The 1,557-nt window shown below is 68.0% G+C and carries 1 protein-coding gene; it reads right to left on the bottom strand.

All coding sequences use genetic code 11. The annotated features are described in order from the left end of the window. Positions 1 to 52: 52 nt before the first annotated feature. Positions 53 to 1,557, bottom strand: a 1,505-nt coding sequence (locus AB8Z75_RS34390; protein ID WP_369208987.1) for a PQQ-binding-like beta-propeller repeat protein, incomplete at its 5' end; no start/stop codon positions are given.

Raw genomic sequence — 1,557 nt, 5'->3', positions numbered from 1 at the left:
GCCCGCCACGGAAGAACCGTGGCGGGCCGAAACCCGGTGCCGGAAGGACGCGTCAGCCGCCGGTGGGCCCGTAGCCGACCGCCAGTCGCGGCGTCTCGTCGTCGGACGAGCGGCGCTCGGAGATCAGGGTGTCCTGGATGAAGAACCTGTTGTTCTCGAAGATGAGCGGCGCGTCGACCGAGTAGGCGTCGACCGAGAAGGCCTGCTCGCCCTGGCCGATGTCGGAGGCCGGCATCTTCAGCAGCCGCGTCTGCTTGCCCTTCTTCGGCTCGATGGTGACGATCTCACCGCCGTGCCCGTAGCTGGGCGTCTTGTAGCCGAGGACGTTCGAGCCCTGCATCTTGAACGGGACGATCGTGCGGTCCTCGCCCGCGCTCGACTTCCACTTGGCCTTGCCCGTGTCGAAGTCGAAGGCCATGACCTCGTTGGTCTCGGACAGGTCGGAGGAGCCGTCGTGCTCGGTGGTCGACAGGTAGACGGTGTCGGGCCCGACCGCCATGGCGTAGCAGCCGTTGACCTCCAGCTCGCAGGGCTTGTTGTAGCGCTCGCCCAGCGAGATCTTCGCCTTGAGCTTCTTGTCCTCGCCGACGGTGAGCACGTCACTGGTCAGCTCGTCACCGGCGCCGGCGACCAGCACCAGCGGATCGGTGGAGGCCACACGCACGTCCTTGACGCCCTTGGGCGGCTCGTACTTCCACTTGGCCTTGCCGGTGTCCGGGTCGAGCTTCTGGATGGAGACCTGCGGCTTGTCGTAGTCGTGACCGCACTCGACGACGGCGACCAGCGACTTGCCGCCCTGGTAGCCCTTGTCGCGGCAGTTGCTCGGCTTGGCCTCCCACACCTTCTTCTCGCTGGAGATCTTGTAGCCGACCGAGCCGCCGATCCAGGCCGAGGCGACGGTGTCGCCGCTGATGGCGACGTTGTCGACCGACCGGGTGTCGGCGTTGGGCATCGTCTTGTCCCAGGCGATCTTCTTCGCGTCCAGGTCGACGATGACCATGCGGTTGCAGTCGGCGGCCGGGGAGATCGTCGCCTGCACGACCACGGCGACCTTGTGGTCCTTGGTCATCTCGTTGGAGGCCGCGCAGACGTTGCCCTTGAGCGAGATCTTCGTCTGCTTCTTCGTCTCCAGGTCCTGCACGATCATCTCGTGGACCGAGGACTTGGCGAAGACCTTGTCGGTGGCCCACGCACCGGCGACCGAGGTGACGTCGTTGACGCTGGGCGCCTTCAGGTCGACGATCTGCTGGGCCTGCGTGTTCTTCGGCGGGGAGTTCGGGTTCTTCTTCGCGGCCGGGCTCGGATCGTCCTTGCCGCCGCCACCCCCGCCGCCGTTGTCCTTGGTCAGGAAGAAGACGCCACCGCCGGCGATGAGCACGACGGCGACGACGGCCGCCACGATCCCGATGACCTTGGAGTTCTTCCGGCCGCCACCGCCGCCCGGCACGCCGCCGGGGGTGTTCGGGTACGGGTAACCGCCGGGCGGCTGCTGGCCGTAGCCGCCGGGCATCTGCCGGCCGTACCCGCCGGGCGGCGGCCCGGGCGGGGCGGGAGGAC

Origin of the sequence: Streptomyces sp. PU-14G (assembly GCF_041028275.1) — a bacterium.
In the GTDB taxonomy this organism is placed as follows: Bacteria; Actinomycetota; Actinomycetes; order Streptomycetales; family Streptomycetaceae; genus Streptomyces.
The sequence above is the reverse complement of the archived record's forward strand: the minus strand, read 5'-3'. Positions and strand labels throughout refer to the sequence as shown.